The organism is Thauera sp. 63, from assembly GCF_000310165.2.
In the GTDB taxonomy this organism is placed as follows: Bacteria; Pseudomonadota; Gammaproteobacteria; order Burkholderiales; family Rhodocyclaceae; genus Thauera; species Thauera humireducens.
The window spans coordinates 68,203-93,724 of record NZ_AMXC01000012.1 but is presented as its reverse complement, the minus strand read 5'-3'; the positions used below and the strand labels follow the sequence as shown (position 1 = coordinate 93,724).

The 25,522-nt window shown below is 68.9% G+C and carries 21 protein-coding genes; 7 read left to right on the top strand and 14 right to left on the bottom strand.

Annotated elements, in window-relative coordinates; translation table 11 throughout:
* Nucleotides 1-165: 165 nt before the first annotated feature.
* Nucleotides 166-963 (top strand): CbbQ/NirQ/NorQ/GpvN family protein, encoded by a 798-nt coding sequence (locus C664_RS12200; RefSeq protein WP_004260446.1) that lies wholly within the window; start codon nucleotides 166-168, stop codon nucleotides 961-963.
* Nucleotides 947-2,647, top strand: coding sequence for a nitric oxide reductase activation protein NorD (locus C664_RS12195; RefSeq protein ID WP_157354124.1), 1,701 nt, complete (start codon nucleotides 947-949; stop codon nucleotides 2,645-2,647). Before C664_RS12200 ends, C664_RS12195 begins: the two co-directional genes overlap by 17 nt.
* Before the next feature lie 37 nt (nucleotides 2,648-2,684).
* On the opposite strand, the gene C664_RS12190 is transcribed toward C664_RS12195, so the two are convergent.
* From C664_RS12190 to C664_RS12175, 4 genes are all read right to left on the bottom strand, one after another.
* The gene (locus tag C664_RS12190; RefSeq protein WP_198291522.1) at nucleotides 2,685-3,482 is read right to left on the bottom strand and encodes a type IV pili methyl-accepting chemotaxis transducer N-terminal domain-containing protein; all 798 of its coding nucleotides are present in this window, start codon (nucleotides 3,480-3,482) and stop codon (nucleotides 2,685-2,687) included.
* Nucleotides 3,483-3,621: 139 nt separating this feature from the next.
* Nucleotides 3,622-5,019, bottom strand: coding sequence for an FAD-binding oxidoreductase (locus C664_RS12185; protein WP_004260436.1), 1,398 nt, complete (start codon nucleotides 5,017-5,019; stop codon nucleotides 3,622-3,624).
* A gap of 74 nt (nucleotides 5,020-5,093) precedes the next feature.
* On the bottom strand, nucleotides 5,094-6,119 hold the full coding sequence (gene murB, locus C664_RS12180) for a UDP-N-acetylmuramate dehydrogenase (protein ID WP_004260433.1): 1,026 nt from the start codon (nucleotides 6,117-6,119) through the stop codon (nucleotides 5,094-5,096).
* Nucleotides 6,112-6,600: a PACE efflux transporter gene (locus C664_RS12175; RefSeq protein ID WP_088179243.1), complete on the bottom strand. Its 489-nt coding sequence runs from the start codon at nucleotides 6,598-6,600 to the stop codon at nucleotides 6,112-6,114. The genes murB and C664_RS12175 overlap by 8 nt, the downstream gene beginning before the upstream one ends.
* A gap of 234 nt (nucleotides 6,601-6,834) precedes the next feature.
* Here C664_RS12175 and C664_RS12170 point away from each other — a divergent pair, with 234 nt between their 5' ends.
* A complete protein-coding gene (locus C664_RS12170) occupies nucleotides 6,835-7,215 on the top strand; it encodes a rhodanese-like domain-containing protein (RefSeq protein ID WP_004260426.1) in 381 nt (126 codons plus the stop codon).
* A 130-nt stretch (nucleotides 7,216-7,345) separates the two neighbouring features.
* A complete protein-coding gene (locus tag C664_RS12165) occupies nucleotides 7,346-8,680 on the top strand; it encodes an MFS transporter (RefSeq protein ID WP_004260422.1) in 1,335 nt (444 codons plus the stop codon).
* Here C664_RS12165 and C664_RS12160 read toward each other — a convergent pair.
* Entirely contained in the window at nucleotides 8,619-9,560 is a 942-nt protein-coding gene (locus C664_RS12160) for a sodium-dependent bicarbonate transport family permease (protein WP_004260418.1), read from the bottom strand. The genes C664_RS12165 and C664_RS12160 overlap by 62 nt on opposite strands.
* 141 nt (nucleotides 9,561-9,701) lie before the next feature.
* Here C664_RS12160 and C664_RS12155 point away from each other — a divergent pair, with 141 nt between their 5' ends.
* Nucleotides 9,702-10,631: a LysR family transcriptional regulator gene (locus C664_RS12155; protein ID WP_004260414.1), complete on the top strand. Its 930-nt coding sequence runs from the start codon at nucleotides 9,702-9,704 to the stop codon at nucleotides 10,629-10,631.
* On the opposite strand, the gene C664_RS12150 is transcribed toward C664_RS12155, so the two are convergent.
* The 8 genes from C664_RS12150 to C664_RS12115 all read right to left on the bottom strand — a co-directional run bounded on the left by C664_RS12150 (nucleotide 10,534) and on the right by C664_RS12115 (nucleotide 19,821).
* Nucleotides 10,534-13,998 carry a transglycosylase domain-containing protein gene (locus tag C664_RS12150; protein ID WP_004260411.1) on the bottom strand — a complete coding sequence of 1,155 codons (3,465 nt, stop codon included), beginning with the start codon at nucleotides 13,996-13,998 and terminating at the stop codon, nucleotides 10,534-10,536. The genes C664_RS12155 and C664_RS12150 overlap by 98 nt on opposite strands.
* A 111-nt stretch (nucleotides 13,999-14,109) precedes the next feature.
* Nucleotides 14,110-14,856, bottom strand: a complete 747-nt coding sequence (gene ydfG / locus C664_RS12145; protein ID WP_004260408.1) for a bifunctional NADP-dependent 3-hydroxy acid dehydrogenase/3-hydroxypropionate dehydrogenase YdfG — start codon at nucleotides 14,854-14,856, stop codon at nucleotides 14,110-14,112.
* A gap of 133 nt (nucleotides 14,857-14,989) precedes the next feature.
* Entirely contained in the window at nucleotides 14,990-15,955 is a 966-nt protein-coding gene (locus C664_RS12140) for a D-2-hydroxyacid dehydrogenase (protein WP_004260405.1), read from the bottom strand.
* A gap of 30 nt (nucleotides 15,956-15,985) precedes the next feature.
* Nucleotides 15,986-17,116: a trans-sulfuration enzyme family protein gene (locus C664_RS12135; protein ID WP_038011682.1), complete on the bottom strand. Its 1,131-nt coding sequence runs from the start codon at nucleotides 17,114-17,116 to the stop codon at nucleotides 15,986-15,988.
* Between the two features lie 139 nt (nucleotides 17,117-17,255).
* Nucleotides 17,256-17,972, bottom strand: a complete 717-nt coding sequence (locus C664_RS12130; protein ID WP_004260400.1) for a pirin family protein — start codon at nucleotides 17,970-17,972, stop codon at nucleotides 17,256-17,258.
* Between the two features lie 74 nt (nucleotides 17,973-18,046).
* A complete protein-coding gene (locus tag C664_RS12125) occupies nucleotides 18,047-18,622 on the bottom strand; it encodes a YceI family protein (protein ID WP_004260398.1) in 576 nt (191 codons plus the stop codon).
* A 62-nt stretch (nucleotides 18,623-18,684) separates the two neighbouring features.
* A complete protein-coding gene (locus C664_RS12120; protein ID WP_004260395.1) occupies nucleotides 18,685-19,242 on the bottom strand; it encodes a YceI family protein in 558 nt (185 codons plus the stop codon).
* A gap of 30 nt (nucleotides 19,243-19,272) precedes the next feature.
* The gene (locus C664_RS12115; RefSeq protein ID WP_004260391.1) at nucleotides 19,273-19,821 is read right to left on the bottom strand and encodes a cytochrome b; all 549 of its coding nucleotides are present in this window, start codon (nucleotides 19,819-19,821) and stop codon (nucleotides 19,273-19,275) included.
* A 126-nt stretch (nucleotides 19,822-19,947) separates the two neighbouring features.
* Between C664_RS12115 and C664_RS12110 the strand changes: the two genes are divergently transcribed.
* Both C664_RS12110 and C664_RS12105 read left to right on the top strand, forming a co-directional pair.
* Nucleotides 19,948-20,838 carry a LysR family transcriptional regulator gene (locus C664_RS12110; RefSeq protein WP_004260387.1) on the top strand — a complete coding sequence of 297 codons (891 nt, stop codon included), beginning with the start codon at nucleotides 19,948-19,950 and terminating at the stop codon, nucleotides 20,836-20,838.
* Between the two features lie 97 nt (nucleotides 20,839-20,935).
* Nucleotides 20,936-21,958 (top strand): sulfate ABC transporter substrate-binding protein, encoded by a 1,023-nt coding sequence (locus C664_RS12105; protein WP_004260383.1) that lies wholly within the window; start codon nucleotides 20,936-20,938, stop codon nucleotides 21,956-21,958.
* Between the two features lie 7 nt (nucleotides 21,959-21,965).
* Here the strand turns inward: C664_RS12105 and C664_RS12100 are convergent, their stop codons facing one another.
* Entirely contained in the window at nucleotides 21,966-25,403 is a 3,438-nt protein-coding gene (locus C664_RS12100; protein ID WP_004260378.1) for a type I restriction endonuclease subunit R, read from the bottom strand.
* Nucleotides 25,404-25,522 lie beyond the last annotated feature (119 nt).

The following is a 25,522-nucleotide window of genomic DNA, read 5'->3' as shown; positions in this document are numbered from 1 at the left end:
GCGCCATCCCGGGGCAGTCCGGGCCGGCTGTCCGAGCGCAGCGAGTTTCCGGCCCGGCCGGGATGGCGCCGCCCGAGCCGGGGACCCGAAGGGCGGGCCTGCATGAGCCCCAGCGCGCCCCGCCCCCGACGCGCACCACGGCACCATCGGCCAGAGAACACCCACATGGACCTCACTCCCTACCGCCTCACCGCCGAGCCCTACTACCGCCCCACCGGCCACGAGATCGCCCTCTACGAGCACGCCTACGCCCACCGCCTGCCGCTGGTGCTCAAGGGCCCGACCGGCTGCGGCAAGACGCGCTTCGTCGAGTACATGGCCTGGCGCCTCGGCAAGCCGCTGATCACGCTGGCCTGCAACGAGGACATGACGGCCGCCGACCTCGTCGGCCGCTACCTGCTCGACGCCGAAGGCACGCGCTGGCACGACGGCCCGCTCACCACCGCCGTGCGCCACGGCGCCATCTGCTACCTGGACGAAGTGGTCGAGGCGCGGCAGGACACCACGGTGGTGATCCACCCGCTCACCGACAGCCGCCGCATCCTGCCGCTGGACAAGAAGGGCGAGATCGTCGCCGCGCATCCCGACTTCCAGCTCGTCGTGTCCTACAACCCCGGCTACCAGAGCCACAGCAAGAGCCTCAAGCAATCCACCCGCCAGCGCTTTGCCGCGCTGGAGTTCGACTACCCGGCGGCGGAGGCCGAGGCGGACATCGTCGCCCACGAGGCCGGCATCGAGCGCGCGCTGGCCATGCGACTGGTCGACATCGCCCACCAGTCGCGCCGCCTGCGCGAGCGAGGGCTGGACGAGGGCATCTCCACCCGCATGCTGATCTACGCCGGCGTGCTGATCCGCGACGGCCTGCCGCCGGTCGATAGTTGCCGCATGGCAATGACCGCCCCGATCACCGACGACCCCGACATGCAGCGTGCGCTGGGGGCCATCCTTGAATCGGCCTTCTGACCTGCCTGCGGCGTGGTGGCCGGTGGCCGCTATCGACAGCCTCGCCCCGCGCCTGGCCGCCCTCAGCCACGTGATGCACGCCTTCGGCATCGACGATGGCGATGTGCAGGCGCTGGAACGCCCGCCGCAGGACGGCCCTGCGCCGCGCCCGGTGCTGCACGGCGCCACCCTGCTGCTGCCCGAGGCGCCGCCCGCGTGGGCGCTACCTGCCGACGAGCTCCACCTCGCGGCCACGCTGCACGCCATCGGCCACCTGCGCCATTCGCCGCGCCGCCAGGCAGCAGGCAAGCGCAAGCCGATGAGCCTGGCGCTGACCGGCGCCATCGAGGACGTGCGCGTCGACCGCCTGCTGATGCGCCGCCACCCCGGCGTCGGACGTCTGTTCCGCCGCCTGCTGCGCGGCCAGCCGGAACTGCCGCAGGTGGGCTTCGAGGCGCTGGTCGCGCGCCTGCAGCGCGTGCTGCTCGACCCGCAGGCCGACGACCACGACAAGGACGGCGGCGACGCCTGGGTGTGCAAGGGCCGCGCACTGTTCGAGGCGCAGGCTGGCCGTCTGGACGATGCCGAGGCTTTCCGCGAGGTGGTGTCGGTGCTGGCCAACGATCTCGGCCAGTTGCGCGTGCGCATGAACCTGCAGACCTACGCCCCGCCCCTGCCCTGGCACGACGACAACAGCCACCTGTGGGCGCACGGCGCCGACGCCGAGCAGGCCGAAACCCCGCTGCGCCGCCCGCCACCGCAGGGCGAACCCCAGCCCACACCGCCACAGGCGCCGGAAGAAGCGCCCGAACCGGCGCCCCTGCCCGAACTCGCCCGCCACGACTACCCGGAATGGCACTACCGCCTGGAGCGTGCCCGCGACAACTGGTGCACCGTGATCGAGCGCGCCGTGCCACCCGCCTCGGCCAGCGCCCCGACCTTGCCCGCTCGTGCGCCGCTGCGGCTGGCGCGCAGCCGCCGCATCGACCGCAGCCAGCGCATCCGCCGCCAGTGGGAAGGCGACGAGCTGGATCTGGATGCGGCCACCGAGGTCTTCATCGACCGCCGGCTGGGGCTGGCGCCGGACCCGCGCCTGTTCCGCCGCAACGGCCGCGCGGTGCCGCGCACCAGCCTGCTGCTGTTGCTCGACCTGTCCGCCTCCACGGCGGACCTGCAGCCCTGCGGGCGCAGCGTGCTGGATCTGGAACGCGAGGCCGCCGCGCTGCTGATGGATGCGCTGCGCGACCGTGAGGACCGGCTGGAAGTCGCCGGCTTCGATTCGGATGGAAGGCAGGCGGTGAATTACCTGCGCCTGCTCGATTTCGGCCAGCCCGTGCCGGCCGACCCGGCGATGGTGCTGGGCGCCGCGCGGCCGGGCCTGTCCACCCGGCTGGGCGCGGCCCTGCGCCACGCCACGGCGCGGCTGGCGAAGGAGACCAGCGCGCAACGCACGCTGCTGGTGCTGTCCGACGGCACGCCGTCAGACATCGACGTGTTCGACGCCCGGCATCTGGTGGAAGACGCCGCGCGCGCGGTGGTGGAGGCGCGGCGCAAGGGCGTGCGCTGCTTCTGCCTCAGCCTGGACCGCGCGTCCGAAGCGGATGTGCGCCGCATCTTCGGCCACGCGGGCTACCGCATCGTCGACGATCCGGCACGGCTCGCCGCCGTGCTGGCGCGAAGTTATGCCGAACTGGCGGGCGCCTGAAGCTGCGCGCGCCTGCAGCGGCAGGCGCCGGCGAGGATCAGTGCAAGGCTTCGTAGCCCGTCACCACCGCCTCCATCATCTCGAGAATGCGTTCGCTCGTGGTCGCCACGTTGGTGGCGCGGGTCAGCGTGTCCTGCCCCTTTTCGTCGAGTGCGTTCTGGAAGAAGAACCACTGTTGCGACGCCAGCTTCAGGTCGCTCTTGAGCTTGTCGGTGTTGATCGGCGCGGCTTCAAGCTCGGCCATCGCGGCGGCGAACTCCTTGCGTGCCGCGGCCAGATCTTCGCGCATGGTGCCTGCCGGCAGGTTCCAGTTGAGCGCCTGGTGCAGCTTGGCCATGCGCTGCGACAACATGCGCTGGCGGCCCGAGATGTTCACCAGACGGCCGGCCTGTGTGCCGGACAGCGCTTCGAACTGGCCGGTGAGCTGGTGCGCGAGGCCGAGCACCTCGTCGGACAGCTTCAGCACCTCGGGCGCACGCTCGCGCGAGGGCGCAGCGCCGACCAGCACATCCTTGTAGGCGATCCAGGCCTTCTCCAGCTTGAGGCTGGTCTCGCGGGTCTGGGCATTGGGGGCGTAGTTCTTCAGCTCGACGAGCTGGCGGTCGAACAGCGCGATCGACGCGTCGAGCACACGCTGCGAACGGGCCGTGTCGATGCCCTGGCCAAGCTGGAAGTAGGCCTTGGCCATGCGCTGCGACAGCATGCGCTCGCGACCGGCCTTGTTGATCGCCGAGTTGATGTCGGTAACCTGCGCGGTGGCCAGCAGCGGCTGCATGAACAGCACCATCAGCAGGGCGACGAACGCGGCCCGCAGGCCAGAGTGCGGCTGGATCATGTAAAACTCCTTGGGCATGTTGCAGTGTTCGGACAGGGAGCGGAGTCTAGGCGTCCGTCAAGCCGGGCGTCATGATCGCGCTCAAGTTCCGTGCACATGCACCGGCGCCGCCGTGGAGGATTTCACGCTCGGCTGCAAGTCAGATCATGCGGCCGGGGTTGAGGATGCCCTGCGGGTCCAACGCGGTCTTGAGCGTGCGCATCAGCGCGATTTCCGCCTCGCTACGCGAGTAGTGCAGCCAGTCCTTCTTCAGCCGGCCGATGCCGTGCTCGGCCGACACCGAGCCGCCCTGCTCGCGCACGACGCTGTACACCGCATCCTCGATACGGTGCAGGCTGTCGGCGTCCTGCGGCACCCGGCACACCACGACGTGCAGGTTGCCGTCGCCGACGTGGCCGAAGAACAGCGCCCTGAGTTGCGGCCAGTCGCGTTCGAGGTTGGCGCGCACGCGGGCGGCGCAGTCGCCGATGTCGGCCACCGGCACCGAGACGTCGAAGTTGAGCGTCGGCGCGTAGTCACGCAGCACCTCGGCGATGCCGTCGCGGATGGCCCAGAAGGCCTCGGCGTCCGCCACCGATTGCGCGATTGCCGCGTCGAGAATCCAGCCCGCCTCGATGGCCTGCTCCAGCATTGCCTCGAAACGCTGGCCGTCGGTTTCGGGCTGGCCGCAGTGCATGTCGATCAGCACATACACCGGGTAGTCGCCCGCCAGCGGCCAGCGCAGGCGGTTGGCCTCGACCGCGGTTTCCAGATAGTCACGCCACATGATCTCGAAGGCGCTGACCTGGCCCGACAGGCTCTGCTGCGCGTGGCGCAGGAAGCGCAGCGCCGCCGTGTAGTCCTGCAGCGCGACCAGCGCCGTGCTGGTGCCGCGCGGCAGCGGCTGCAGGCGCAGCACCACGCGAGTGACGATGCCGAGCACGCCTTCGCTGCCGATGAAGAGGTGCTTGAGGTCCATGCCTGCATTGTTCTTGGCCATGCGGTTCATCATCGACAGCACGGTGCCGTCGGCGAGTACGACCTCGAGCCCGAGCACCGACTCGCGCGTGTTGCCGTAGCGGATCACGCGGTTGCCACCGGCATTGGTCGCCACGTTGCCGCCGATCTGGCACGAGCCGCGCGCGCCGAGATCCACCGTCAGCAGCGCGCCGGCGTCGCGGCAGGCGTCCTGCACGGCCTGCAGCACGGCGCCGGCCTGCACCGTCGCCGTGCCCGAATCGACGTCGATGGATTCGATGCGGTTCATGCGCTCGAGCGACACCACCACCTCGCCCTCGCCCGGCACCGCGCCGCCGACCAGGCCGGTGAGGCCGCCCTGCACCACCACCCGCTGGCCGTGCGCGTGGCAGATCGCCACCATGCGCGACAGCTCGTCGGTGTTGCGCGGACGCAGGATGGCCAGCGGCACGCCACCGGCCACGCCGCTCCAGTCCTTCAGGTGGCGCGGGCTGGCGTCGCCGGCCAGCACCTCGTCGGCACCGAAGGCGGCGACGAGCGCATCGATTACAGGGGATGCAGCAGCATTGGCGTGGGACATGGCGGCTCGCGGATCGGATCGGGACAGGGCCGCCATGCTGCCATGCCCGGCGCTTTCGCGCAGCCCGCGACCGGTCAGACGAAGACCGGCTCGGGCTCCAGACGCACGCCGAAGCGCGCCTCGACATCGGACATGATCGCCTGCGCGATGCGTTTGACATCTGCCCCACAGGCGCCGCCACGGTTGACCAGCACCAGCGCCTGGCGCTCGAAGCTGCCCACCGGTCCGAGGTCGCGCCCCTTCCAGCCGGCCTGCTCGATGAGCCAGCCGGCCGCCAGCTTCTCGCTGCCGTCGGCCTGCGGGTAGTGCGGCATTGCCGGATGTTCCGCAAGCAGACGCGCGCAGTGTGTGGCATCGACCACCGGGTTCTTGAAGAAGCTGCCGGCATTGCCGATCTCGGCGGGGTCGGGCAGTTTGCGGCGGCGGATGGCGATGACCGCATCGGATACATCGAGCGGCGTGGGCGCGGAAACGCCGCGCGCGTCCATCTCGCGCGCCACGTCGGCGTAGCGCGTCACCGGCCGCCAGGGCCGCGGCAGGCGGAAGCGCACCGCGGTCACCAGCCAGCGCCCCGGCTGGCGCTTGAACACGCTGTCGCGGTAGCCGAAGCCACAGTCGTCGAGCGCGAAGCTGCGGCAGGCGCCGGTCTCGAGGTCAACCGCGTCGAGCGAATCGAAGCGGTCGACGACTTCCAGCCCGTAGGCACCGATGTTCTGAATGGGCGCGGCACCGACCGTGCCGGGGATCAGCGACAGGTTCTCCAGCCCGGGCCAGCCCTGCGCCAGCGTCCAGCGCACGAAGTCGTGCCAGTTCTCGCCGGCGCCGGCCTCGACGATCCAGGCGTCGGCCTCCTCGCGCATCAGTCGGCGGCCGGCGATCTCGACCTTCAGCACGGTGCCGGCGAAGTCGCCGGTGAGCACCAGGTTGCTGCCGCCGCCCAGCACCAGCCGGGGCGCATCCGCCCAGCCGGGCGCGTGCACCGCGGCGACAGCCTCCTCGGCCGAGCGCAGGCGCAGCAGGCGCGCCGCGCGCGCCTTCAGGCCGAAGGTGTTGAGGCCGGACAGGTCGGCGTCGTACTCGACGTGCGCGGGCTCAGCCATGCCCGCGCTCCAGGATCACCGCATCGCCGGTAGCGCGCGCGGCGTCCTGCGGAATCGGGAACAGGCGGTCGTAGCCGAGGTTGAACAGCAGCGCGTACACCGTGTAGGTGATGGCCAGCAGAACGTCGGCCACGGCGGCCTCGATCCAGCCCATGCCGGTCCACCACACGATGATGGGCAGCGTCATCGTAAACAGGCCGGCCTCGAAACCGACGGCATGAATGCAACGCAGGCGGAAAGGCCGGCGGTCGGCGGTGCGGCCGGTGAGCCGGCCTTCGACCCAGTCGAAGCTGGTGTTGTAGCAGCCGTTCCAGATCGCGGCCACGAGCGCGAGCAGCGCCAGCAGGCCGATGGACTCGGCGATCGGCACGCCGCTGGCCCAGGCGAAGGGCGGGGTGATCAGCAACAGGCCGCCGATCTCGAACATCGCGATCTGGCGCAGCCGATCGCTGAAGGAGCGAAGCTTGGGTTTGGATGACACGATGAAATCCTGCAACGAAAGCGACCCCGGGGCGGGGTTCCATCAGCACGGGTCGTCCCGTGTAAAACCGACGGTCGCTGCGTCGTTGCGCATGGCGGGCGGGGTCGTCCCCGCGTCGGAACCGGATCGGCCGCATCGGGCCGCCGTCCTTTTTAGCAAATCGGCCGGCTGCCTGGCAAGCCGTGCCCGCTGCTAACATCCGGGCATGTTCAACCCCTCCCCCAGGACGACACCATGAAGACAGCCCAGGACCTCGTTGCCGCAGCCAAGGCCCGCACCCATGAGATCGGCATCGACGCCGCCGAAGCCGCCATCCGCGACGCGGATGTCGTGATCGACGTGCGCGAACCCGACGAATTCAGCGCCGGCCACATCCCCGGCGCAGTCAACATTCCGCGCGGACTGCTGGAATTCAAGCTCGGCAGCATGCCCGAGTACGACTCGCGCGACCTGAAGGTGGTGCTGTACTGCAAGACCAGCGGCCGCGCCGCGCTGTCGGCCTGCGCGATGCAGGACATGGGCTACGCGCAGGTGAAGTCCATCCTCGGCGGCTTCGACGCCTGGGCCGCGGCGGGCAAGCCGGTGGCCAAACCGAGCCTGCCGTCCTTCGGTTGACGGTTTTCCGCGGGTTTCCGCGGGTGGGCGGGCGGCACGAGGCCGATTAAACTATTTGGCCAAATAGTTATCCGACCGTGATCCATGCGCCGCACCCGCCGGGGTGCGGCCGGCTCACAAGGTTTCGCCCATGCTCCCTACCCTGCTGCCGATCGGCGCCCTGCTCGCCGGTATCGCCCTCCTGCTGCTCGGCTCCGGCCTGCTCAATACCGTCGTTGCCCTGCGCGGCAGCCTGGAAGGCTTCTCCGACACCACGCTGGGCCTGATCGGCTCCACCTACTTCTTCGGCTTCTTCCTCGGCACCTTCGTGGCGCCGCGCCTGATCCGGCGCATGGGCCACGTGCGCGCCTTCGCCTTCTTCGGCGCGGCGGTTGCGGCCTGCATGCTGCTGCACGCGCTGGTGGTGCAGCCGGCGTTCTGGATGCTGCTGCGCGTGATCACCGGCGTCGCGCTGGTCGGCTTCTACGCGGTGATCGAGAGCTGGCTCAACGAACAGACGGCCGCCGAACGGCGCGGCCAGGTGTTCGCGGTGTACATGGCGGTCAACCTGCTGGCGCTGGCCGGCGCGCAGCAACTGCTGCGCCTGGACGGCCCCGAGACCTTCACGCTGTTCGCCGTGGCGGCGATCTTCGTCTGCCTGTCGCTGCTGCCGGTGACGATGACCCGCCTGCCCCAACCCCAGCTCGGCCATACGCCCAGGCTGGACCTGCGCATGGTGTGGCGCGCCGCGCCGGCCGCCTTCGTCGGCGCGCTGTCGTCGGGCGTGGCGATGGGCGCGTTCTGGAGCCTGGGGCCGATCTACGGCGAGCGCGTCGGGCTGGATGCGGCCGGCGTCGCCACCCTGATGACCAGCGCGATCCTGGGTGGCGCGCTGCTGCAGTGGCCGATCGGCCGCTTCTCCGACAGCGGCGACCGCCGCCGCGCGCTGGGTCTGGTCGCCGCCGTGGCCGCGGCCAGCGGCGCGGTGATGGTGGCGCTGGGCAGCTTCGCCTCGGTCGCGCTGGCAGGCTTCTTCGTGTTCGGCGCGGCGGCCTTCGCGGTCTATCCGATCGTGGTCGCGCACCTCATCGACCACCTCCACCAGCAGGACATCCTCGCCGGCAACACCGGCGTGCTGTTCCTGCATGGCGTGGGCGCGGCGTTGGGGCCGATGCTGGCCGGCGTGCTGCTGGGCTGGGTCGGCTCGGTCGGCCTGCCGCTGCATTTCGCGCTGGCCTTCGCGCCGCTGGCCGTGTTCGCGCTGCTACAGGCCCGGCGCGGCGCCGACGAGATTGTGGATGAGGCGGCGCAGTTCGCGCCGATGCTGCGCACCTCGCCGACGGTGCTGGAGATGGTCGCGCCCGAGTCGGGCATCGTAACCGCGCAGCAGGCCGACGCGGTTCAGACCGACGTCGAGCCGCCGCTCACGCCCCCGCCATCGTCTGCGCCCACCACAGGTACAGCGGGATCCCCGCCAGCAGGTTGAAGGGGAAGGTCACCGCCAGCGCCGCGGCCACGCCCAGGGCGGGGTTGGCCTCGGGCACCGCGATGCGCATCGCGGTGGGTGCGGCGATGTAGGACGCGCTGCTGGCCAGGGTCATCATCAGCACCGTCCCACCCACGCCCAGGCCCATCACCTGCGCCACGCCCCAGCCGAGCACGGCCAGCACCGGCGGCAGAGCAAGCGCGCAGCCGACCAGGAACAGCCCGGCCTTCTTCAGGTCCGGCAGGCGGTCAGCGGCGATCAGGCCCATCTCGAGCAGGAACAGGCACAGCGCGCCCTTGAACAGATCGACGAACAGCGGCGACAGCGGCTCCAGGCCCTGCGGACCGGCAACCCAGCCGATCAGGATGCCGCCCCCGAGCAGCACCACGCTCTTGTTGGCGAACACCTCGTGCACCAGCGCGCTCGCGGTGGAGCTGCCATCGGCCGACTTCACCCCACAGCGCGCGATCAGCGTCGCGACGATCAGCGCCGGCGCCTCCATCAGTGCGGCGAGCAGGGCCAGGTGGCCTTCCACCTCGATGCCACGGCCGGCCAGCACCGCCGCACCCACCGCGAAGGTGACGATGCTCACCGAGCCGTAGTGCGCCGACAGAGAAGCGGCATCCGGGCGCGAGAAGCGCAGGCGGAAGAGCGGAAACACCAGCAACGGGATGACCGCGCCTAGGCCGATCGCCAGTAGCGCATCCACCCACAGCGTGGCGCTTTCGGAGCGCGCGATCTCGACCCCGCCCTTCAGGCCGATGGCCAGCAGGAGGTAGATCGACAGGGTTTCGAACACCGCCGCCGGCAGGCGCAGCCCGCTCTTGACCAGCGAGGCGACGGCACCGAGGGCAAAAAAGAAGGGAACAGCATCGATCATGAATTCAATTTCCGTCAAGTGGCATTCATCTGTCTCGCGCCGAACTTCGACGCGAAACCTTGTGCAGCATTCTGCCGCAGCGCACACATGCAGAAAATTGATTTATTCTTTTGTTTTGAATAGACATAACTCTATATAAAGATGCGCCTCACCCTCCACCAGCTGCGCCTGCTGCTCGCCGTGACCCGCGAAGGCAGCGTGTCACGCGCCGCCCAGCGCCTTCACCTGACCCAGCCCACGCTGTCGGCGCAGCTGCGCCAGTTGTCGGATCAGGTGGGCCTGCCGCTGTTCGAGCGCATCGGCCGCCGCCTGCACCTGACCCCGGCCGGCGACGCGGTGGTCGACACCGCGACACGGCTGGAAGAGGAGCTGGAACGCCTCGACGAGACACTGGCCGAGCTGCGCGGCGACGTCGGGGGAAAGCTGCGGCTGGCGGTGGTGAGCACCGCGGAGACCTTCATCCCGCGCCTGCTGGGCGAGTTCCGCCGCGAACGGCCGGCGGTGGAGGTGTCGCTGGTGGTACTGAACCGCGACGCGGTGCTGCGCCGACTGGCGGACAACCGCGACGACCTCTACATCATGAGCCGTCCGCCCGCCGCGCCGCCGGTGACCGCCACGCCCTTCCTCGCCAACCCGCTGGTGGTGATCGCCGCCGCCGACCATCCGTTGGCCGGGCGCCGCGCGGTGCCGATCGAGGCGCTGGCGGGCGAGGAGTTCGTGCTGCGCGAGCCCGGCTCGGGAACGCGCCAGGCGGCGGAGAGCTTCTTCGCCGAGCACGACATCGTGCTGCGGCCGCGACTGGAGCTGGGCAGCAACGAGGCGGTGCGCCAGGCGGTGGCGGGCGGGCTGGGGCTGTCGCTGCTGTCAGCCCACGCCCTGGCCCATGCGCCGGACGAGGGCATCGCCGTGCTCGCGGTGAAGGACACGCCGGTCGTGACCCAGTGGCAGGTCGTGCACCCGACCGGCAAGCGCCTTACTCCGCTGGCGGATGCGTTCCTGCGCTTTCTGCAGGCCCGGGCGCCGGAACTGAACCGGGCAGCCCAGGCTCGGCTGTCGGCGGCACGGGGATAGCCGGGCCGGCGTCGATGCGGCCGGCGCGGGCGCGCGGCGGCGCAGCGTCCGTGCCTTCTTCGGCCGGGATGTCCGGCACCGGCGAAGCCACCACACCCACATCCGCCGCATCCGGCGCCACGCCGCCTTCGGACAGCGGCGCAGCCGGCAGCACGCCTTCGGTTGCCGACTGCGCCGGATCCGGCAGGGGCGGCTCGACCATGACCGGGGCCGACTCCACCGGCGGTGACCCGCCCGCATCGCCCGGCAGCACTTCCTCGTCTACCGGCACAGCCCTCTCGTTCGCCGTCGCAGGGACGGCGAGCGGCAACGGCAGGTCTTCGACCGGGAGGCAGGCGATGTCGGCGCCCGGCGCCAGATGAGGCACGAGCACCGGCGCCATCGACTTCAGGATCTGCACCGGCAGCCCGGAGGTGAAGCGATAGGCCGCGGCGTTGGGGCCGATGACGTAGGCGGTGAGTGAGCCGAAATGGTGCGGGCCGAGGTAGAAGACGAAGGTGGCGGTGCGGTTCAGCGCCATGCCGGGGCGGCCGCCGATGACGATGCGGTTGTCGCCGGTGCCGGTCTTTCCGCCCAGCGTCAACGCGCTGCCGTCGGCCAGGCGGAAGCTGCCCGCCAGCCGGCGCGCGGTGCCGCTCTCGACGACGTCGGACAGTGCGCCGCGCAGCGCCGCCGCCACTTCCGGTGCCATCACCCGCTCGCCCACGCCGGGCCGCACCGAAAAGGCGATCTCGTAGGGCGTGTCGGTGGCAAAGCGCACGCGGTCGATGCGCCGCGTCGACAGGCGCACGCCGTCATTGACGATGATGCCCATCAGTTCGGCCAGCGCTGCCGGGCGGTCGCCCGAGCTGCCGAGCGCGGTGGCGAGCGAAGGCACGAGATGGCCGAAGGGGTAGCCCAGCCGCGCCCAGCGGCGGTGGATGTCGAGGAAGGCCTCGACCTCGAGCATGGTGAAGATGCGCGAATCCTGCGCGCTGCGCGAACGGGTGCGGAACAGCCAGCGGTAGACCGCCTGGCGCTCGTCCGCGCTGGCGGCCACCGCCTCGGACAGGCTGGCCTGCGGGTTGCGCATGCGGTAACCCACCAGCCACAGCTCCAGCGGATGCACGCGCGCGACGTAGCCGCGGTCGGGCAGGTCGAAGGCCTCGGGCGCGTGACGGCTGTAGAGCTGCTCGATGCGCGACTCCGACAGTTGCGCGTCGCCCAGGCGGCGGCCGAGGAAGGCCGCGAGCGCTTCGGGCGGCGCCTCGGGCTCGAGGTAGCGGAACACCGCGGCCAGGCGCTCGGCGCTCGCGCGCAGGCCGTCGAGCAGCAGGGTGCGCATCTCCTCGGGGCTGCGGCCCTGGTACTTGCGCCAGAAGCGGCGCAGGAAGGTCTGGCCCTCTCGGTCGGCGAAGCGCGCCAGGTACTCGGCGCGGCGCGGGTCCTCGGCGTCTTCCATGAGCTGCGCCGTGCTGCCCGGCACCTGGTACATGGTGTGGCGCACGATCTCGCGCATCAGGCGCACGAAAGGCAGGTTGATCGAGGCCTGCAGCGCCTCGCGCAGCGTGGGCTCGCGCGCGTCGTCGCTGCGGTTGAAATTACCGAAGGTATGCACCCCGCCGCCGGTGAAGAAATTCTCGGCCGGGCTGGCGGAGAAGCGCCGTTCGAGCGCAGCCTCGAGCATTGCCGGCAGGCTGCGGTCGCTGGCGGTGGCGAGATGATCGATCGCCCAGCGCGTGAGGTTGTCCTGGCGCGCAACCTCGACCTGGCGCAGCGCCGGCACGTCGAGTTCGGCCAGGCGGCCGTGCAGCTCGGCGACGATCTCGAGGTAGGTCGTCAACACGCGCAGCTTGGCGGTGGAGCCGAGTTCGAGCTTGCTGCCCTCGTTGATGTCGAGCGGCTGGTCGGTGGTGTCGGTCTGCACCCGCACGCGGTTGCCGCCGGGGGTGCGCTCGACCAGCGTGAAGCTGTAGCGCACCGCGCCGAGCGTGGCCGGATTGAGCATGCGGTCGCCGATCAGGCCCTGGCTGCGGGCGAAGTCGACATCCGACAGCCGGTTGAGATAAGCGCCGACCGCCTGCTGCAGGCCGCCGTGCAGCGTGGTGTCGACCTCAGCGTCGAGACGGTCGAGGCTGTACAGCGAGGTGCCGAGCATGCCGGCCAGGCGCGCGCGCACCGCGGTCGTGCCCTTGCCGGGGTTCGCCGGCAGCACCGCGGGGTTGGCGACCAGGTCGCGGAACAGCAGCGGCTGCGACAACGCGGCGTCGCGCATCGCCGCGCTGATGCTGCCGGCCTCGGTCAGCAGGCGCAGGTATGCGTCGGTGGTGCGCGTCAGCTCCTCGCGGCCGCGCGCCAGGTACCAGGACGGTCGGCGGTGGGCGATCATCAGCGCCACCACCTGACGCAGCGCCAGGCCCTGCGCCTTCAGCGTGTCGCCCTCGCCGTCGGGCGCCGACAGCAGTTCATTGACGCGATCGAAATCCGCGCCGAACCACACCCACAGGCCGTCGCCCAGGCCGTTGACCTCGCCATGGCCAGGCGCGGCCGACAGCGGCACGGTGTTCAGGTAGTCGAGCACCAGATTGCGGCGCACCGGCAGGGTCTGCTCGCCCTCGCGGTAGGCGCGCACGCTGGCCGACACCATCTGGCGCAGCTTCTCGCGGGCGTCGTAGGTGATGCCGTCGGGCGAGTGGCGGTATTTCTCGATCTGCGTCGCCAGCGTGCTGCCGCCGGGGGCGTCGAGGTCTTCCTTGACCATGCGCCCGACCTGGGCCGCGGCAGCGCGCGCGAAGCGCACCCAGTCGACGGCCGGGTTCAGCGTCGGCCGGCTCTCGTCGAGCAGGTCGCGATTCTCGATGAAGAGCAGCGCCTGCGCCACCACCGGCGGCACGGCAGCGAAGTCGGCGTAGCCGCGGTAGGGATAGCGGAAGTCGTAGAGCGGCCCGGCACGGCAGTCGAGCACGTCGAGCCCGGTGCGGGTCTTCTCGCGATAGGGCGGAAACAGGCCGCGGTCGACGTAGTCGAGAAGGTCGGGACTGAAGCGGGTCTGTGCGGTGAGTTCAAAACCACGCGCCTCGAGCCGCTCGATGAAGCGCGGCAGCTCGGTGTAGCCCAGGCGCTGGTCGAAGGGGCCGTGCTGCGGGTAGCGCACCGCGTCGCTGCGGCCGGCGACGCGTTCGTAGTCGAGTTTGGCGGCGAAGCGCGAGATCTCGCGCGCCTGCAGGCGCGAGGTCTGCAGCTCGTGCGCGAGCAGCAGGCCGCCCGCCACCAGCGCGACCAGCACGAGGATGAGGATCAGCGCGCCGAACAGCCGGAAAGGGCGAAAGCGGCGCCGGGGCGCCGCCGCTTGCAGCGCGGGTTGCGGGGTCGGGACGTCGGAACTCACGGGCGGGCGAATCGATATTGCATTGCATCAATTATCCGCATTCCCGCGCGGAAAAATGACACTGTTACAGATCCGCCACCGTATGCCGGCACCCTCCCCGGCGGCCTGCTGTCAGCCGCGATGCACTGCCAGGCCTGCAAACGACTGCGCGACCGGCATCAGCTCGATGGTGTTGATGTTGACGTGGGCCGGGCGGGTCGCGATCCAGTAGATCGAGTCGGCGATGTCCTCGGCCGTCAGCGGCTGCACGTTGGCGTAGACCTGGGCGGCCTTGTCGTCGTCGCCATGGAATCGCACGTTGGAGAACTCGGTACCGCCGCACAGGCCCGGCTCGATATCGGTGACGCGGATGGCGGTGCCGAGCAGGTCGGCGCGCAGGTTGAGGCTGAACTGGCGCACGAAGGCCTTGGTTGCACCATACACGTTGCCGCCGGCGTAGGGCCAGCGGCCGGCGATGGAGCCGAGGTTGAAGACGTGGCCGCGGTTGCGCTCGACCATGCCGGGCAGGAAGGCGCGCGTCACCTGCACGAGGCCGGTGCAGTTGGTGTCGATCATGGTTTGCCAGTCGTCCAGCGAAGCCTTGTGGGCAGGCTCAAGGCCAAGCGCAAGCCCGGCGTTGTTCACCAGCACATCGATGGCGGCGAAGTCGGCAGGCAGGGACGCGGGCGCGGCGGCGACGGCGTCGGCATCACGCACATCGAGCTCGAGCGGCAGCAGTGCGTCGCCGAGTTCGGCCGCGAGCGCGTCCAGCCGGTCCTTGCGGCGCGCGGTGGCGACGACACGATGGCCGCCCTTGACGAAGCTGCGGGCGATGGCGGCACCAAAGCCGGCGGAAGCGCCGGTAACGAAGACGATCATGAGCGAGTTTCCTGAATGATGGGTTGAAGCGGGACGCACCAGCGTCACGAAGGCGCGACACGGCGCACGGCCGGACGATGGTAGCGGAGCCGGGCGCAGGCTCCAATCCGCAATCGCCCCGGCGCCGGGCCTTTCAGTACGCGCTATCGACGAGGTTGGTCGGCCGACCGGCGACGAAGTTCTCGATGTTGTCGATCAGCTGGTCGGCCAGCGTCTGCTGCGCCTCGTCCGAGGCCCAGGCCACGTGCGGAGTCAGGATGACGTTGGGGCGCGCGGCGATGCGCATCATCGGGCTGTCGGCCGCGGGCGGCTCGCCGTCGGCGACGTCGAAACCGGCGCCGGCGATGAGTCCTTCGTCCAGCGCCTGCACCAGCGCGGCCTCGTCCACCAGGCCGCCGCGCCCGGTGTTGATGATGAGCGGACGCCGCGTCATGGCGCGGAACTCGGGCATCGCGATCATGCCGCGGGTCTGCGGCGTAAGCGGGCAATGCAGGGTGATGATGTCGCTGGTCGCCAGCATCTCGTCCCAGGGCGTGTAGAGGCGGCCGGCGCCGGTCTTGCCCTTGCGTGCGGCGAACAGCGGCACCATGCCGAAGGCGCGCGCGATGTCGGCCACGCGCTGGCCCAGCACGCCCTCGCCGATGATGCCCAGACGCGCGCCACGCAGGTCGTGGATTGCGTGGTTGAAGAAGCAGAACTGGCCCGAGCGCTGCCATTCGCCGGCCAGCACGTCGTCGCGATAGGCAACCAGGTTGCGGCGCAGCGCCAGCATCAGCGCGAAGGTGTGCTCGGGCACGGTATTGACGGCGTAGCCGCGGATGTTGGCCACCGCGATGCCGTTCTGCTGGCAGTACGCCTTGTCGACGCAGTCGGTGCCGGTGGCGGCGACTGCGACCAGACGCAGCGCGGGCAGTTGCGCCAGCACCGCGGCGGACAGCGGCACCTTGTTGGTGATGGCGATGGTGGCGCCGGCCAGGCGCTCGACGACCTGATCGGGAGCCGTCTTGTCGTGGACCACGAGTTCGTGGGCGAACGCGGGTGTGCGCAGGCGGATCTGCGGCGCGATGGTCTCGCGGTCGAGGAAGACGATCTTGTGCATCGGTATGTCTCCGGGAGGAAGGACGCGACCTCAGCCGCCCAGCGCCTGCGTCAGGTCGGCGAGCAGGTCGGCCACCGGCTCGATGCCGACCGACAGCCGCAGCAGGTCGGTGGGGCAGCGGCTGCCCGGGCCTTCGACGCTGGCGCGGTGCTCGATGAGGCTTTCGACCGAGCCAAGCGAGGTGGCACGCTTGAAGACCTGCACGCGCGCCGCCACGTCGCGGGCCCTGCCTTCGCCGTCCCTGAGCCGGATCGACAGCATGCCGCCGAAGCCGCCGTTCATCTGCGCGACGGCGGTCGCGTGCTGCGGATGCGAGGGCAGGCCCGGATACAGCACCTGCGCGATCGCCGGGTGCTGCTCGAGTTCGGTCGCGAGCTGCAGCGCATTCGCGCAGGCGGCGCGCACCCGCAGATGCAGCGTGCGCATGCCGCGGAGCAGCAGCCAGGCCTCGAAGGGGCCGAGGATGGCGCCGCCGAGGTTACGCATGACGCGGATGCGCTGCCACAGCGGCGAGTCCTCGCGCGTGACCAGGGCGCCGGCGACGACGTCGGAATGTCCGTTGAGGTACTTGGTGGCCGAATGCAGCACGATGTCCGCGCCGAGCGCCAGCGGCTGGCACAGCACCGGCGTGGCCACGGTGGAGTCGACCACCGTCATGGCGCCGTGCTGGCGCGCGAGCGCGGCCGCGGCGCGGATGTCGGTGAGTTCCCAGGTGGGGTTGGCGGGCGTCTCCACCCACAGCAGGCGGGTCGGCGCGGCGGCGAGCTGGCGCTCGACGTCGGCGATGTCGGCGTTGTCGTAGAAGGCAAGCTGGATGCGGCCATGCTCGGCGAGGTCCAGCAGCCACTTGCGCAGCGCCCAGTACATCGACTGCGGGGCGAGGACGCGGTCCCCCGGCTCCAGTGCCTGCAGCACGGCCGATGCCGCGGCGTGGCCGGAGGCGAACAACAGGGCCTGGGTGCCACCGTCGAGCTGGCGCAGCACCTCTTCCGCCTCGATGTAGGCGGGGCTGGCGTCGCGCGCATAGACCCGCCCGCCCGGATAGCTGCCATCGGCCGCGCGCTCGAAGGTGCTGGCGAGGTGAATGGGCGGGACGATGTCGCGGTAGGGCTCGGCCACGCGGCCAAGGCCATGCACGGTGAGGGTTTCGAGTGAGCTCATGCGGTTCCCCAGGGTGGCGGGCGCGTCGGCCTGCCCGGTCGATGGATTCGGAAGGACCGCCATCCTAATCCAGCGCGCCGCGAGAGGGGGTCCCCTCGGGGATCACCCCTGGGGTCGCACCAAGGGGCTGCACCCCTGCTCAGTAGTGCGGCGTCTCGTTCGGCCGCAGGTCGAACAGCAGCACCTCGGCCTGCTCGCCCCGGGCGAATTCGATCTCGCGCGCGTCGCGCAGCTTGACCGCATCGCCTGCCGCGAGACGCCGGCCGTTGATGTCGAGGGCGCCGCGCGCCACATGCACGTAGGCGAAGCGCTTGGCCGGCAAGGTGAAGCGCTGGTGTTCCGCACCGTCGAACAGGCCGGCATACACGCGGGCGTCCTGATGCACGGACAGCGAGCCCTCGGCACCGTCGGGCGAGATGATCAGGCGCAGCCGGCCGCGCTTTTCCCCGGCGTCGAAATGCTGCTGCTGGTAGCGCGGCGCCACGCCCTTGCGGTCGGGCACGATCCAGATCTGCAGGAAGTGCACCTCCTGCTCGCGCGAGCCGTTGTACTCGCTGTGGCGCACGCCGGTGCCGGCGCTCATCATCTGCACGTCGCCCGGGCGGATCACCGAGCCGGTGCCCATCGAATCCTTGTGCTCCAGCGCGCCATCGAGAACGTAGGAGAAGATCTCCATGTCGCGGTGACCGTGGGTGTCGAAGCCCCGCCCCGGACGCACCCGGTCCTCGTTGATCACCAGCAGGTCCGAGAATCCCAGGTGTTGCGGGTCGTAGTAGCTGCCGAAGGAAAAGCTGTGCTGCGAATGCAGCCAGCCGAAGTTTGCGAGGCCGCGCGCGGCGGCGGGTCGGAGTTCCATGACGTCCTGGTCCTGTCGTTGGCGCGGGCGCCGGCGGGGCCGCCACCGGACGGCGCCCGCCGCGCATTGCCGCCTTATTGCTTGATCGCTTCGAGCGAGACGGTGATCGTCACCTCGTCACCCACGTTGGGCGCGTACTTGCCGGCGTTGAACTCGCTGCGCTTGATCACGGTGCTGGCGTTGGCACCGATGGCGTCCTTCTTCAGCATCGGGTGCGGCATGGTGGTGAAGTGGGTCACCTTCAGCGTCACCGGCTTGGTCACGCCCTTGATCGTCAGCTCGCCGTCGATGCTCGCCGGCTTGTCGCCGTCAAACGTGACCTTGGTCGACTTGAAGGTGGCGGTCGGGTACTTGGCGGTGTCGAGGAAGTCCTCGCCCTGGATGTGCTCGTTGAAGGTGGCATAGCCGGTGTTGACCGAGGTCATGTCGATGGTGATGTCGACCGCGCCGGTCCTGGCCGCCTTGTCCAGCGTGACGGTGCCGGTGGTCTTCTCGAACTTCGAGACCTGGGTCGACAGGCCGAAGTGGCTGTACGAGAAGCTCGGGAAGGTGTGGGTGGGGTCGATGCCGTAGGTCTCGGGCGCGGCGAACGCGGAGTTGGCGGCGGCCGAGATGATCAGGGCGGCGGAAAGCTTGGCGATACGGTTCATGTTGAGGTCCTCTCAGGGTTGGGGGTCTTGAACAGGGGTGGGGTTGCGAGCGATGCCGCGGCTTATTTCGCCGCGGCGGTGATGCGGAACTTGATCACGACGTCGTTGGCGACGACGTCGAAGGCCTTCCAGGCGCCTTCGCCGACCGAGAAGTCGCCGCGCTTGATCGTCAGGCTGCCTTCGAACACGCCGGCCTTGCCCTGCTCGGCGAAGGTGGCGGGGACGACGACGTCCCGGGTCGTGCCCTTGATCGTCAGCTTGCCGGCGACCTCGTACTTGTTGCCGCCGAGCGCCTTGACGCCAGTGGATTCGAAGCGCGCGGTGGGGAAGTCCTTGGTGTTGAACCAGGTCTTGCGCGCCGCCTCCTCGTCGCCCTCCTCGCTGCCGGTGTCGATACTGGCGAGTTCGACCTCGATGGTGGCCGAGGCCGCCTGCGGGGCGGCCGGGTCGAAGCGAAGTTGGCTCGAGAACTTCCTGAAGGCGCCATCCATCGACACGCCCATCTGCTGGTAGCCGAAGGCGATGCGGCTCTGGTCGGCCTGGACCTGGCTGTATTCGACGGCGTGGGCGGATGCGGCGATAGCGAAGGTGGAGAACAGCGCGAGGGCAATGCGTTTCATGGTTTCAGTCCTTGGCAATGCGGAAGGGGTTCAGTCGGCGCGGCCCGGCAGCATGCGGGTGAGCACGTCGTCCTTGTCGAAGAAGTGGTGCTTGAGCGCGGCGCCGACGTGGCCGAGCAGCACGGCGATCAGCACGAAGTTCAGCACCACGTGCACCGTCTGCAGCAGGTCGCCGAGCGCCTTGTCCTTGGCGAGCAGGTCGGGGATCGGCAGCACGCCGAACCACACGGTCTGGAAGCCCTTGGCCGAACTCATCAGCCAGCCGGTGAGCGGGATGGCGAACATCAGCACGTACAGCAGGTGGTGACCGGCGTGGGCGGCGATGCGTTCGATCGGCGCCATGTGCTGCGGCAGCGCCGGCGGGCGGTGAGTGATGCGCCAGGCGAGGCGCACGACGACGAGCACGAACACGGTGACGCCCACCCACTTGTGCCACGAATAGATCTGCAGCTTGGTGGGCGAGAGATCCAGCCCGGTCATGTAGAAACCCAGACCGAGCATGCCGAAGATGAGCACGGCGATAAGCCAGTGCAGGGTCTTGGCGGTGGCGGTGTAACGGGTGTTCACGGGGGTGTTCATGATCGGACGTCCTTTGACGATCGGCCCGGACCGCGGTCCGTGCAATTGCGATGACTGAACTTTAGGCGCTGGCGGCGTCGCGAAATAGGCGACAATCGAAAAATCAAAATTGCCCGGAGAGCAACAATGAACCGGCTCGATGCGATGAACCTCTTCGTGCGGGTGGCGGACCTCGGCAGCTTCGCCGCGGTCGCCAACCAGCTTGGCGTGGCACGCTCGGTGGTCACGCGCCAGATCGCGGCGCTGGAGGAGCACCTGGGGGTCAAGCTGATGGTGCGCACCACCCGCCGGCTGACCCTGACCAGCGCGGGCTCGAGCTACCTGGACAAGTGCCGCACCATCCTCGACCTGGTGGAGAGCGCCGAGGCCGACGTGATGGAGGCGCGCCTGACGCCACGCGGCAACCTGCGCATCAGCCTGCCGCTGAGCTACGGCCTGAAGCGGATCGCGCCGCTGCTGCCCGCATTCCTGAAGACCTATCCCGAAATCAGCCTAGCCCTCGACTTCACCGACCGCCACATCAACCTCATCGACGAGGGCGTGGACCTGTCGATCCGCATCGCGCCGCGTCTCGACCCCGGCGACGTGGCGCGCAAGCTGGGCGAAAGCCGGCTCATCGCCGTCGCCTCGCCCGACTACCTGGCACGGCACGGCCGACCCGCGCATCCGTCGGAACTGACCGCGCACGCCTGCCTGGGCTACTCGGCCAAGACGCAGAACCGCCCGCTCGCCTTCCTCATCGAGGGCAAGATGGAGAACATTCACGTGCCCTTCCGCCTGCAGGCCAACAACGGCGACGCCCTGATGGAAGCAGCCGCGCAGGGCCTGGGCATCACCGTGCAGCCGGACTTCATCGCCAACGCCTACCTCGCGAGCGGTGCGGTGGAGCCGATCCTGGAAGGCTTCGCACCGCCGCCGCTCGGCATCCACGCGATGCTGCCGAGCAACCGCTACCTGCCGCACCGGGTGCGCGTGCTGATCGATTTCCTCGCCAAGGGACTTGCCGCGCCGACATAGGGCGCACCTGAATAAGCAATCCGTTTTTTCTTCGTTCAGGTTATGAGGCGGGACGGATAGATTTTCTCCATCGCAATCACCCCTGACGGAGAAAATCATGAAGTTCAGCCCCATCCGCCGCAGCCTGCTCGCGCTTGTCCTCGCCCCGGCCCTGGCAGCCGGTTTCGTTGGCAGCGCGCTGGCGCAGACCACCCTGCTCAACGTCTCCTACGACCCCACGCGCGAGCTCTATCAGGAATTCAACCCCCAGTTCGCCAAGCACTGGAAGAGCCAGACCGGCGAAGACGTCACCATCAAGCAATCGCACGGCGGCGCCGGCAAGCAGGCGCGTGCGGTGATCGACGGACTCGAGGCCGACGTCGTCACGCTGGCGCTGGCCTACGACATCGACGCCATCGCCGAGCAGACCGGCAAGATCCCGGCCGACTGGCAGAAGCGCCTGGCGCACAACAGCGCGCCCTACACCTCGACCATCGTCTTCCTGGTGCGCAAGGGCAACCCCAAGGGCATCAAGGACTGGGGCGACCTGGTGAAGCCGGGTGTCGAGGTCATCACCCCCAACCCGAAGACTTCCGGCGGCGCACGCTGGAACTACCTCGCCGCCTGGGGCTACGCGCTGAAGCAGCCGGGCGGCAACGAGCAGACGGCGCAGGCCTTCGTCACCCAACTGCTCAAGCACGTGCCGGTGCTCGATTCCGGCGCCCGCGGTTCCACCAATACCTTCGTGCAGCGCGGCATCGGCGACGTGCTGCTGGCGTGGGAAAACGAGGCTTTCCTGTCGATCAACGAGCTCGGCCCGGACAAGTTCGAGATCGTCGTGCCGTCGATCTCGATCCTCGCCGAACCGCCGGTCACGGTCGTGGACGGCGTGGCGAAGAAGCGCGGCACCGAAAAGGTCGCCCAGGCCTACCTCGAGTACCTGTACTCGCCGGTCGGCCAGAAGCTCGCCGCCAAGCACTACTACCGCCCGGTCAAGCCCGAGCACGCCGACCCGGCCGATGTCGCGCGCTTTCCGAAGGTGGACCTGATCACCATCGAAGACCTCGGCGGCTGGCAGGCGGTGCAGAAGAAGCACTTCGCCGACGGCGGCGTGTTCGACCAGATCTACGCCAGCAAATAAGGAACGACTAAGAACGTCCAGCGAGGAGCCCAGTCGCGCTCTGCTGCCAGACATGCCGATAGACCAAGTTCGCCGCGGCGCGCTTGTCGTCCTCGGTATAGGGCGGATCGGGTAGCGCCTGATAGACGTGGTCGAGGATGAAGACCTCGACCTCGGCCTGGGTCTGCTCCTTCTCGGTCCACTGCGCCAGCGGGGCAATCAGCTTCTGCACTTCCGCCAGCAGCGTGCTGCTCTCCTGCTTGACCTGCTCGAGCGCCGCACCGCTGAGCGACTCGCGACTCAGCAGGTCGAACACCGCCAGTTGATCTTCGGTCAGTCCGAGCCTGACCGCCCGCATCTGCTCTTCGTCCAGGCTGGCGTTCAGTGCGGCCATGCGCGCGAAGGTCTCCTCGACCGTGGCGCGGTCCTTGTCGGCGTTGTAGGCGGCGATGATCTCCTGGTACTTCTTCTCGAAGTTCATGCGCAGCGGGTTGGCGGCGAGCATCTGCGCCAGCTTGGCCTCGACGATCTGGCGGATGTCCTCGACCGCGGTCGCCTTGCGCCTGACCTTGCGTGCGAACTCCTCGCGCAGCCTGTCGATGTCGATGTGCGACAGGTCGACCGTCAAGCCGCTCGCCTGGTCCGCACCCGGCGCATGCGTGGCAATCGCCTGATTGACGATGCGGTGCAACACCCTCAGCAGGGCACTTACATCGGCGGTATCGCGGCGTTCGGTCAGCTTCTTGTAGATCGCTTCGATGTTGTCGTGGCGCTCGGCATACAGCAGCGCGCTCGGCTCGGCGAGCAGCGCCTTGAAGCGATTGAACACGAGCCGCGCCAGGATCTCGTAGCGACGCTTGGTCTCGTCGGAGGTGTAGATCGCCTCGACCGCATCGGCCAGCGCCTCGATGCGGTCGAAGCCCATCGCACCGTCCAGGCGCACAGGGTCGAAACCCAGGCCGGCGAGATGTGCTTCGGTCGCCTCGATTGCCTCGTGCAGCGCCGCCACGCGCTCTTCCAGCGGCGCGACGATCTCGTCGTTGCCTTTGCCGTCGCCCAGCGCGTACTGGACCAGCGCCTCGCGCAGGCTCTTCAGCATGCCGTTGTAATCGACGATCAGGCCAAAGTCCTTACCGGGGTAGCGCCGGTTCGCGCGCGCGATCGCCTGCATCAGGTTGTGGGCGCGCATCGGCTTGTCGAGGTAGAGCGTGGACAGGCATTCGACGTCGAAGCCGGTCAGCCACATCGCACACACGATCGCCACGCGGAAGGGATGCGCCGGGTTCTTGAACGCGGTCTCGACGGCAACACGCTTGCCGTCCGCAGTCTCGAAGCCCTGCTTCATGCGCGCCCGGTGCGGGATGATGTCGAAGCTCCAGGCCTTGAACGCAGCGATTTCGCCCTGGCCCTCGCTGACGATCAGGCCGACGATGGTCTCGTCCAGCCACGCTGCCTTCGCCCGCAGGCGGTCGCGCTGGGCGTGCAGACGCTGTCGGGTCTCGTCGTCGATCGCCGCCGCGATCTCGGCCAGCTTGTGTTCGGCTTCGGCGCGTACCGCCACCGCCTTCGCCTTCCACAACGGCTCAACCAGCATCAGCATGCGCGCGCAGGTGATCTTGTCCATGCACACCAGCATCGCCTTGCCGGACTCCCAGCGCGTGCTGCAGTGCTCGACGAAATCGGCCGCGATGCGTGCGAGCCGTTCGTCGGCGGTGACGACTTCGTAGTCCTTGCCGAGCAGTTTTTCCAGCAGCGCGGTCTGGTCGCCGTCGAGCTCGGCCGCCTCCACCGCTTCGGCGATACGTTCGTTCAGGTCCAGCCGCGCCAGCCCAAGCTTCTCGCCACGGTTCTCGTAGACCAGCTTCACCGTCGCGCCGTCTTCCTCGCTGCGCTTGAAGTCGTAGCGCGACACGTAGTCGCCGAAGATGCGCCGTGTCAGCTCGTCGTGCTTGAACAGCGGCGTGCCGGTAAAGCCGATGAAGGCCGCATTCGGTAGCGCCAGCCGCATGTTGCGCGCCAGCTTGCCGGCCTGGCTGCGGTGCGCCTCGTCCGAAATCACAATGATGTCGTCGCGTTCGCTGTAGGGCTTGTCCACGCGAACGTCCTGATTGAACTTGTGGATCAGGCTGAACACGTAGCGATGGTTCTGCTGCAGCAGTTGCTCCAGCTCCTTGCCCGAGCCGGCGCGCGGCGTGGCACCGTCGGCCACGCCGCAGCCGACGAAGGTCTTGTAGATCTGGTCGTCGAGTTCGTCGCGGTCGGTCATCAGCACGAAGGTGAAGTTGCCTTCCACCGTGCGGCGCACCTTCTCGGCAAAGAAAGCCATCGAGTACGACTTGCCGCTGCCCTGGGTATGCCACACCACGCCCAGCCGGCCGAGATCGGGATGCACGCGCTCGACGACCTGTATCTCGCGTCCAGTGCGCTCCGACAGGTCTCCGAGCCGGTACCCTGCCCCCGGCTCCGCAGCCAGGCGCGGCAACTCGGCAGTGTCGTTGGCGCTTTCCGGCTTCTTCAAACCGGGCAATTCGACCAGTCGATGGCGCAGCCGCTCGGCCGGCGGGTACTGGCGCTTGAGCGCCTCCTGCCGGCGCACCGCTTCCACCGCCTGATTCACCCCCAGCCACTGGTGGTTGCGCGCCACCACCTTGCGCACTGTGCCCGCCTTGCTCGCATCGAACAGGATGAAGTTTTCGACGATGTCGAGCAGGCGATCCTTGGCGAGCATGCCGTCGAGCAGCACCTTCGCCGCCAGGCTGCCCGTGTCGCGCTCGTCGAGCCGCTTCCACTCGCCGTAGTGTTCCCACGCACTGGTGACTGAACCATAGCGGGCGTTGTGCCCGTTGCTGACGATCACGAAGGCGTTGTGGTGGAAGGCATGGGCGATGACGTTTTCGTCGAGGTAGTCGCGCAGGTTGCCGTCAAACCCGGCGCGGATGTTCCTGTAGACCGCCTTCAGCTCGATGAACACCAGCGGCAGCCCATTGACGAAGCAGACGAGGTCGGCACGGCGGTTGTAGTTGGGCGTGCGCAGCCCGGTGATGACGAGTTCGCGCACCGCCAGGAAGCGGTTGTTCGCCGGCTTGCGGAAGTCGATCACCTTCGCCTGTGCATGGCGCAGCGCCCCCTGCGCGTCGCGATAGCTCACCGGCACACCGTCGCGGATCAGTGCGTAGAAGGCCTGGTTGTGCTGCAGCAGCGAGCGCGAATAGTCGTGGTGGGTCAAGCTGCCCACCGCCTCCTCGATCGCCGCATCCGGCAGGTCCGGATTGAGCCTCACCAGTGCTGCGCGCAGATCCCGCGCGAGTACTACCTCGCGCGTACTCATACGCCCCAGGGTGCCATCCGCGCCGAAGGTCTCACGGTTCCACGCGTAGACACTGTCCCAACCGAGCAACTGCTCGAGGTGCTCGGCGAAGGTCGCCTGGACCAGCCGGTCTTCGCTGTTGATGTCGGTATAGGCCATGGAGGCTATTGGTTCATTGATGAAGGTAGCTTTGGCTCATTCCCGATAAGCGACGAAGATTAACATCTCTTTAAAATCAAATAACTACCGACTTCAAGCATACTCATTTGGCCCAGATC

What these genes read in the sequence shown, in the direction of transcription:
- C664_RS12105 (WP_004260383.1), top strand. Translation starts at nt 20,936, where the DNA reads ATGAAGTTCAGCCCCATCCGCCGCAGCCTGCTCGCGCTTGTCCTCGCC.
- C664_RS12190 (WP_198291522.1), bottom strand. Translation starts at nt 3,482, where the DNA reads ATGATCCAGCCGCACTCTGGCCTGCGGGCCGCGTTCGTCGCCCTGCTG.
- C664_RS12185 (WP_004260436.1), bottom strand. Translation starts at nt 5,019, where the DNA reads ATGTCCCACGCCAATGCTGCTGCATCCCCTGTAATCGATGCGCTCGTC.
- C664_RS12135 (WP_038011682.1), bottom strand. Translation starts at nt 17,116, where the DNA reads ATGAGCTCACTCGAAACCCTCACCGTGCATGGCCTTGGCCGCGTGGCC.
- C664_RS12100 (WP_004260378.1), bottom strand. Translation starts at nt 25,403, where the DNA reads ATGGCCTATACCGACATCAACAGCGAAGACCGGCTGGTCCAGGCGACC.
- C664_RS12130 (WP_004260400.1), bottom strand. Translation starts at nt 17,972, where the DNA reads ATGGAACTCCGACCCGCCGCCGCGCGCGGCCTCGCAAACTTCGGCTGG.
- C664_RS12140 (WP_004260405.1), bottom strand. Translation starts at nt 15,955, where the DNA reads ATGCACAAGATCGTCTTCCTCGACCGCGAGACCATCGCGCCGCAGATC.
- C664_RS12115 (WP_004260391.1), bottom strand. Translation starts at nt 19,821, where the DNA reads ATGAACACCCCCGTGAACACCCGTTACACCGCCACCGCCAAGACCCTG.
- C664_RS12110 (WP_004260387.1), top strand. Translation starts at nt 19,948, where the DNA reads ATGAACCGGCTCGATGCGATGAACCTCTTCGTGCGGGTGGCGGACCTC.
- C664_RS12165 (WP_004260422.1), top strand. Translation starts at nt 7,346, where the DNA reads ATGCTCCCTACCCTGCTGCCGATCGGCGCCCTGCTCGCCGGTATCGCC.
- C664_RS12120 (WP_004260395.1), bottom strand. Translation starts at nt 19,242, where the DNA reads ATGAAACGCATTGCCCTCGCGCTGTTCTCCACCTTCGCTATCGCCGCA.
- ydfG (WP_004260408.1), bottom strand. Translation starts at nt 14,856, where the DNA reads ATGATCGTCTTCGTTACCGGCGCTTCCGCCGGCTTTGGTGCCGCCATC.
- C664_RS12125 (WP_004260398.1), bottom strand. Translation starts at nt 18,622, where the DNA reads ATGAACCGTATCGCCAAGCTTTCCGCCGCCCTGATCATCTCGGCCGCC.
- C664_RS12155 (WP_004260414.1), top strand. Translation starts at nt 9,702, where the DNA reads ATGCGCCTCACCCTCCACCAGCTGCGCCTGCTGCTCGCCGTGACCCGC.
- murB (WP_004260433.1), bottom strand. Translation starts at nt 6,119, where the DNA reads ATGGCTGAGCCCGCGCACGTCGAGTACGACGCCGACCTGTCCGGCCTC.
- C664_RS12200 (WP_004260446.1), top strand. Translation starts at nt 166, where the DNA reads ATGGACCTCACTCCCTACCGCCTCACCGCCGAGCCCTACTACCGCCCC.
- C664_RS12170 (WP_004260426.1), top strand. Translation starts at nt 6,835, where the DNA reads ATGAAGACAGCCCAGGACCTCGTTGCCGCAGCCAAGGCCCGCACCCAT.
- C664_RS12160 (WP_004260418.1), bottom strand. Translation starts at nt 9,560, where the DNA reads ATGATCGATGCTGTTCCCTTCTTTTTTGCCCTCGGTGCCGTCGCCTCG.